This window comes from Subdoligranulum sp. APC924/74, assembly GCF_003324125.1.
Lineage (GTDB): Bacteria > Bacillota > Clostridia > Oscillospirales > Ruminococcaceae > Gemmiger > Gemmiger qucibialis.
In genome coordinates, this window is sequence record NZ_PSQF01000116.1 from 1 (window position 1) to 7306 (window position 7306).

General features: G+C 56.4%; 6 protein-coding genes. 2 read left to right on the top strand and 4 right to left on the bottom strand.

Annotated features, from left to right (window positions below; translation table 11 throughout):
• Nucleotides 1-124 precede the first annotated feature (124 nt).
• Nucleotides 125-1618, top strand: a complete 1494-nt coding sequence (glpK, locus tag C4885_RS14635; RefSeq protein ID WP_199488127.1) for a glycerol kinase GlpK — start codon at nucleotides 125-127, stop codon at nucleotides 1616-1618.
• 507 nt (nucleotides 1619-2125) lie between these two features.
• Here glpK and C4885_RS14640 read toward each other — a convergent pair.
• The 3 genes from C4885_RS14640 to C4885_RS14650 all read right to left on the bottom strand — a co-directional run bounded on the left by C4885_RS14640 (nucleotide 2126) and on the right by C4885_RS14650 (nucleotide 5178).
• The gene (locus tag C4885_RS14640) at nucleotides 2126-3418 is read right to left on the bottom strand and encodes a putative ABC transporter permease (RefSeq protein WP_114001042.1); all 1293 of its coding nucleotides are present in this window, start codon (nucleotides 3416-3418) and stop codon (nucleotides 2126-2128) included.
• A gap of 103 nt (nucleotides 3419-3521) precedes the next feature.
• Nucleotides 3522-4532: a D-2-hydroxyacid dehydrogenase gene (locus C4885_RS14645; RefSeq protein ID WP_114001043.1), complete on the bottom strand. Its 1011-nt coding sequence runs from the start codon at nucleotides 4530-4532 to the stop codon at nucleotides 3522-3524.
• A 19-nt stretch (nucleotides 4533-4551) separates the two neighbouring features.
• Nucleotides 4552-5178 carry an epoxyqueuosine reductase QueH gene (locus C4885_RS14650; RefSeq protein ID WP_114001044.1) on the bottom strand — a complete coding sequence of 209 codons (627 nt, stop codon included), beginning with the start codon at nucleotides 5176-5178 and terminating at the stop codon, nucleotides 4552-4554.
• Nucleotides 5179-5635: 457 nt separating this feature from the next.
• Here C4885_RS14650 and C4885_RS14655 point away from each other — a divergent pair, with 457 nt between their 5' ends.
• Nucleotides 5636-6571, top strand: coding sequence for a GTP-binding protein (locus C4885_RS14655; RefSeq protein WP_114001045.1), 936 nt, complete (start codon nucleotides 5636-5638; stop codon nucleotides 6569-6571).
• A 43-nt stretch (nucleotides 6572-6614) separates the two neighbouring features.
• On the opposite strand, the gene C4885_RS14660 is transcribed toward C4885_RS14655, so the two are convergent.
• Nucleotides 6615-7025: a peptide deformylase gene (locus tag C4885_RS14660; protein WP_114001046.1), complete on the bottom strand. Its 411-nt coding sequence runs from the start codon at nucleotides 7023-7025 to the stop codon at nucleotides 6615-6617.
• Nucleotides 7026-7306 lie beyond the last annotated feature (281 nt).

The following is a 7306-nucleotide window of genomic DNA, read 5'->3' on the forward strand; positions in this document are numbered from 1 at the left end:
TTTGCAGCATCCAGTATTATCTGCGCTTTTGGCTTGGCATCTGCCGCACCTCGCTCGCCGTATCGGCACTTAGAATTGTGCGGTATTGCCTTAGCCCCGTTACCCATCAACAGGGAGGTTGAAGATGAGCAAATATGTTCTTGCGCTGGATCAGGGTACCACCAGCAGCCGGGCAATCCTGTTTGATAATGAGCAGAATATCATTGCCGTGCGCCAGCGCGAATTTGAGCAGCTATACCCCCAGCAGGGCTGGGTGGAGCACGACCCCATGGAGATATGGTCCAGCCAGTATGGCGTGATGAACGAGGTGGTAGCCCAAAGCGGCGTGGATGCGCATGATATTGCCGCCATCGGCATTACCAACCAGCGCGAAACCACGATTTTGTGGGAAAAAGCGACCGGCCGCCCCATTTATAACGCCATTGTGTGGCAATGCCGCCGCACTGCACCGTTGGTGGATGAGCTGCTCAGCCAGCCGGGCATGGCAGAGTATATCAAAGAGAATACCGGCCTTGTGCCGGATGCCTACTTTTCCGCAACCAAAATCAAGTGGATTCTGGACCATGTGCCGGGCGCACGGGAGCGCGCACAGGCGGGAGAAATTCTGTTTGGCACGGTGGACAGCTGGCTGGTGTGGAAGCTGACCGGCGGCAAGGTGCATGTAACGGACCGAACCAACGCCAGCCGCACCATGCTGTATAATATCCACAAGCTGGACTGGGATGATACACTGCTGAACGCGCTGGATATCCCCCGCGCCATGCTGCCGCGTGTGACGGATTCCAGCGAGATTTACGGTTACACCGACCTGTGCGGCGTACAGGTGCCGGTGGCCGGTATTGCGGGCGACCAGCAGGCCGCACTGTTTGGCCAGGGCTGTTTTTCCAAAGGCGAAGCCAAAAACACCTATGGTACCGGCTGCTTTTTGCTGATGAACACCGGCGATACCATCTGCCGCAGCAAAAATGGCCTGCTGACCACCATTGCCATCAGCCTGAACGGCAAGGTGGAGTATGCGCTGGAGGGCAGTGTGTTTGTGGGCGGGGCGGTCATCCAGTGGGTGCGCGATGGCCTGCGCATGATCCAAGAAAGCCGGGATTCGGAGTATTACGCCCAGAAGGTGCCGGATAACGGCGGGGTGTATATTGTTCCGGCCTTTACCGGATTGGGCGCACCCTACTGGGATATGTACGCCCGCGGGGCCATTGTGGGCATTACCCGCGGCACCACCCAGAACCATATCATCCGCGCGGCGGAGGAGTCCATCGCTTATCAGAGCTATGACCTGGTGCACGCGATGGAGTTGGATGTGGGCCAGCCCATCACCGCCCTGAAAGTGGATGGCGGTGCTTCCCGCGACCAGTTTTTGATGCAGTTCCAGGCGGACATCCTGAACAAAACCGTGCTGCGCCCGGCCATCCGCGAAACAACGGCCCTTGGCGCTGCCTACCTGGCGGGCCTTGCCACCGGCGTGTGGAAAGACCGTGGGGAAATCCGCAGCCTGTGGCACTGCAACATGACCTTTACTCCCAACATGGAAGCTCCGGAACGCGAAAAGCTGCTGGCTGGCTGGCACAAAGCCGTGGGCCGAAGCCGCGATTGGGCGGAACACGAGTAGGAGTTAGGTAGAGGACGATACTCGCATCGTCCCGGGTGACGGGCTGTATCAAACGTTTCACATGTATCCCCACGATTCAACCTGTGAGCAAATTCCCCAAACCAACTCTAAAACTACTCACATAAAAAACAATCACCAAACAACAACAGGCCCGCGCCGCAGGAGAACATCCCGGCGTGGGCCTGTTATTTATCTATGGCAACACCGCACAATTCCCGCCTTGCGGCTTAAGCACCGCTCCGGCAGCTGCGACACGGCATCTGCGTTGCCAAAATGCTCGATAATGTCGGGTTGCGGTACCCGCATCGTGCTTCGGGGGCAAAAGCCCCTCGCACTCTGCGACCGCTGCCCCTGCTTCGGTTCGCTGTTTCCGCCACTGGCGGCGCTCACCTTTGCAGCATCCAGTATTATCTGCACTTTTGGCTTAGCAGCTGCCGCACCTCGCTCGCCGTATCGGCACTTAGAATTATGCGGTATTGCCCTATGGCAATCTGTGACTAAAATGATTTAATTCATGTGCACCAGCTTGGGGTAGACCCGCTGCATATAGGAATCGTCGAAATGCTCGTCCAGCAGGGTATCCAGGCTGGTCTGGGCGGCAACGCCCTCCAAACGGGCGTCATAACGAATCAGCGCGGCGGAGCTGACGATCATATTGACTGCCATAAATACCACCAGGCACCAGGTCAAAATGGTACCGCCGCGGCGGGGCAGGCTTTCAATCAAGCGGTCCAACGGCGGGAACAGCACCTTGAACCATGCCACAGCGGCCAGCCCCCAGAAAAAGCAGTACAGCAGATTGATACGCCCGCCCAGGTTGAACGGCAGGGCACTGTAATCCCAGAATACCGCGCCGAACACGATTTCGGTAAACACGCTGCACAGATACTCGTAAGCACCGCCCAACAGGGTGCCCATGCCAAACAGCCAGAATGCCGAACGGTCTTTGTACTTGTACAAAACCTGGGTGACCAGCGCAATGGCAAGGCCCCAAACAATAGAGAAAGGTCCCCACACCAGGCTGGAACGGCTCATCCAATACCCAGCGGTAATGCGGCAGAAAATCGTTTCGGTGATGTCGCCCAGGAACGCGCCGATTACAAACAGCAAAAAGATTTTGTAAAAGCTGCACCCGGCAGCAAACGCCGTGCTTTTGGTGCGCTTGGGGCGTATCAGGTCCAGCTGCGGGGCCTTGGTGCGCATGCGGCGCTCGGTGCGGTCAAAAATCCACAACCCCATCCGCAGCGTCAGGTTGGCAAGGCGGTTGTTGACCTCGTCCACTCTGGGCAGCTTGTAGCGCAGGCCGCCCAGGGTCAGTGCGGTGCCCAGCAGATCAATGACCAGCAAAATGGCAAAGATCCACAACAGAACATGCGCAAGCCCGGCGGGCACCAGCTGGTACAAACGCATCAGCAGCGGCACCAGCCACTTGACAGTTACCAGGCCCAGGGCACCCCAGACAACGGAAGCCGAAAGGCAGATGTAGCCATCCAGGTTCCATTTGCAGTCAGAGTAATCCCACCAGCGGGTGTGGCTGTAGTGCTCCAGCAAATGCCCGGCAATCCATTCCACCACCGTGGCATACAGCGCGCTGAACAAAAACAGGAAGAACCACCCGCCGCTCAATTCCCGCAGGGCAATGGTGATCAGGCAGCCGGTAATGCCGTAAACCAGGCACAGCGGCCCGTGCAGCACGCCGCGGTCCCGGTACTGGCCCAGCCGCACTGCGGTGGCAGCAACTTCCAGGCACCAGCCCAGGAACGAAAAGGCCAAAAACAGCCAGAACAGTTGGTATAACATAAAAACTCCTCTGTGTGTTGCAGAATCAGCGAACACCACTATTCTACAATACCCAAAGGAGTTATGCAATATTTTGGCGCAGAATGGTTGAAAATAAGAACCTTTACGGCATGTCGCACACCAGCCGCTGGCCGCCGCTGCCGCCGCTGACATAGTGGGTGGTGCGGCTGACCTGGTTGTCCACCGGCTGCCCGGCAGCGTACAGCTTGAGGTTATGGATAAAGATTTCTACAATGTTATCCAGTGTTTTGGCCAGGCTGAACCGCCCGGAAATGTGCGGCGTGATGATCACATTCGGTTCGCTCCACAGCGGGTGGTCTGACGGCAGCGGCTCTGGGTCAGTCACATCCAGCGCTGCACCGAACAAATGCCCGCTGTGTACGGCATCGGCCAGGGCAAGGCAGTCCACCGTGGAACCACGGCCCACGTTCAGCAGAATTGCCCCCTGCTTGCAGCGGGCCAGGCGGGCGGCATCAAACATGTGCAGCGTTTCCGGCGTGCCGGGCAGGCTCAGGGCAACCAGGTCTGCCTGCGGCAGCTCGGCGTCCAGTTCGCTTTGGGGCACCACCCGCAGGCAGTAATCGGGGCAGGGGGCACCGGGGCGCACGCTGCGCCGCACACCGACAACCTCGGCCCCAAGGGCGTGGGCGCGCATGGCAAAGTTAGAGCCGATATCCCCCATGCCAACGCATAACACGCGGGACCCGGCCACCGGCCGCACCTGGCGGGTGATGGCATCCCACTTGTGCTGCGTCTGGCGGTCCCGGTATAAAAACAGATCCTTCTGCAGCCCCAGCCACAAGCCCAGCATCCACTCGCTGATGGCCAGCCCGTAAGCACCGGTGGCGTTGGTCACCAGGCACTGCTCCGGCAGCACGCCCGGCACCAGATAGGTATCCGGTCCCGCAAAGTTGGATTGGAACCATTCCAGATGGTGGTTTTGGCAAATCAGCTCTACCGGCACATTGCCCATGATGATATCTGCCTCCAGCACCTGGGCCAGGGTAACGGTTTCGGTTTGGGCAAAGATAAATTCATATTCCGGAACGCTGGCCTGCAAGGCGCTGCGCTGGGCATCGCTCAATGGCAGAGCCACTAAAACATGTTTTGGCATGAAACATTTCTCCTTGCAATCAAACGCCGCGTTCCTGCTTGCTGAAAATGCAGCCGCAGTAATCCTGCCGGTACAGGCCGTATTCTGCGCTCAAAGCAAGGCTGCGCTTGTAACCGTCCTTTTTGCGGAACTCGCTTTGCAGGTAGTTCAGGCCGTACTGTTGGGCTAGTTCGCAGCCGATGGTGTTCAGCCGCACAGGGTCCTTGACTGGGGAGATGGAAAGGGTGGTGGTGAACCAGTTAAAGCCGTGTGCCCTGGCGTACTGGGCGGCGCGTTCCAGCCGCATGCGGTAACACACGGTGCAGCGCTCGCCGCGCTCCGGCTCGTTTTCCAGCCCTTTTACTGCAGTGTAAAACTCCTGCGGGTCATACGGCAGCTCCACCACCGTGATGCCGCGGGCAGCGTACCCGGCATCGCGCACAAAACGTTCCAGTTCGGCTTCCCGGCGGTGGTATTCCTCCGGTGGGGCAATGTTGGGGTTATAATATAAAATGGTAACGTCAAAATGGTCGGCCAGACGTTCCAACGTGGCGCTGGAACAGGGCGCGCAGCAGGCGTGCAGCAGCAGCTGCGGGCGCTGGCCATCGCGCTCTAATGCGGCGATGGTTTCTTCCATCACGCGCTCATAATTGATTCGGTTTGCCAATGGTGTTTTCCCTCCTGCATGGCAGCGGCTGCTGCCGCAATCTAACCCCATTATAGCGTATTGCTGGGCAAATTTACACCCCGCACAGGAAGAATAACCGCCACAGCCTTTGAAATATGGAAAATTGCGCGGCGCTTTTTGCAAAATGTTGAATTTTTTATCACGAATTGTTCACATCTATCGGGTATTCTATAGTTGTTCCCAAAAGGAACGGTGCCAAGGAACAGGGACCCGAACACCGTTGGGGCATTGCCAAATGCTCAGGGGAACAACGCAGACTTTTTTCATCCACTCCTCTTTCTCTTTTTTCTTCTTTTCAAGGAAAAACCGCCGCACAGGAACAGGGACCTGTGTGGCGGCTTTTCTTTTTGAATTTGGGTTTGATGAAGCAAACTGAATAAAAATGTGATATAATAACAGGCACAAGCTATTTACCACCAACAGGAGGGGAACAACTATGGTACAGGTCGATTTGATCACCGGCTTTCTTGGCTCTGGCAAAACGACTTTTATGCGGCACTATGCCCGCTATATGGTTCAGCAGGGCTGGAATGTCTGCATTTTGGAAAATGACTTTGGCGCGGTCAATGTGGATGTTATGCTGCTGCAGGATATTTTGGGCGACCATTGCGATATGGAAAGCATCAGCGGCGGGTGCGACTGCGATACCCACCAGCGCCGGATGCGCACCAAATTGATCTCGCTGGCCATGCAGGGCTTTGACAGGGTCATTATTGAGCCGAGCGGTATTTTTGATGTAGATGAATTTTTTGACATCCTGCACGATGAACCGCTGGATAAGTGGTACCGTATGGGCAACGTGATTGCTATTGTGGATGCCAAGCAGGAGCAGCAGCTTTCGCCCCAGTCGGCCTACCTGCTGGCGTCCGAAACCGCCAATGCCGGCATGGTGGTGCTGAGCCGCAGCCAGCTGGCTACCCCGGCCGAGATGGATTCCACGGTAAACTACCTGAACCACGCGCTGGAGCAAAACGGCTGCGCCCGCCGCTTTGGCGCAGATGTACTGCGCAAAAACTGGGAGGACCTGACCCCGCAGGACCTGGCCGCCGTTGCCGCCTGCGGCAGCAAGCAGGCCAGCTATGAAAAAATGCACTTTGACCAGCACGATGTGTTTTCTTCGCTCTATTTTATCGACCGTCACTTACCCCTGCCGCGGCTGAAAGAAGTGGTGAATGAACTGTTTGCCGATGCCTCCTGCGGCCGCATTATGCGCATTAAGGGCTTTACTTCGGATGGAAATGGCTGGCTGGAGCTGAACGCCAGCCGCGACGCCATGACCTTAAAGCCCATTGCCAAAGCGCAGGAAGTGATCATCGTGATCGGTGAGCAGCTGAACCGCGCTGCCATTGAGGCACACTGGAAAGAGGTTTGAAACCACTGAATCTGCTGAACGAAAGCCAAATGCAGGAAAAAGGTTAAATCAAAATTCCCTCACAGTGGTCAATTTCGTGCTGGATGATTTCCGCCGTCCAGCCGGTAAACGTTTTAAGCCGCGTCTGGAATTTTTCATTCTGCCACTGCACTTTGATGACTTTGTGGCGCTTGGTTTTCCGCGTGCCGGTAAGCGATAAGCAGCCTTCGTCCGTTTCATAGGCTCCGGACTGTTTGACGATGACAGGGTTGAACATGACCATGTATTCGCCGTCATTCTCAAAAGCGATAATGCGTTTGTTCACGCCGATCATGTTTGCCGCCATACCCACGCAGCCATCCTTGTGGGCAATCAGAGTTTCCATCAGGTCCTGCGCTACGCCAAGGTCCGCCGCCGTGGCGGGCGCGGCTTTCTGCGCAAGAAAAGTCTCGTCTTTGCAAATTTCACGAATCATTGGGGATGCTCCTTAACTGTTTTTTCTACATTGTATCAGCCAAGGGGAAAATACACAAGAAAGAAAACGATAACAAAAAATATCTGCCCGCTCTACGATTATATTTAAGGCAATACCGCATAATTCTAAGTGCCGATACGGCGAGCAAGGTGCGGCAGATGCTAAGCCAAAAGCGCAGATAATACTGGATGCTGCAAAGGTGAACGCCGCCAGTGGCGGAAACAGCGAACCGAAGCAGGGGCAGCGGTCGCAGAGTGCGAGGGGCTTTTGCCCCCGAAGCA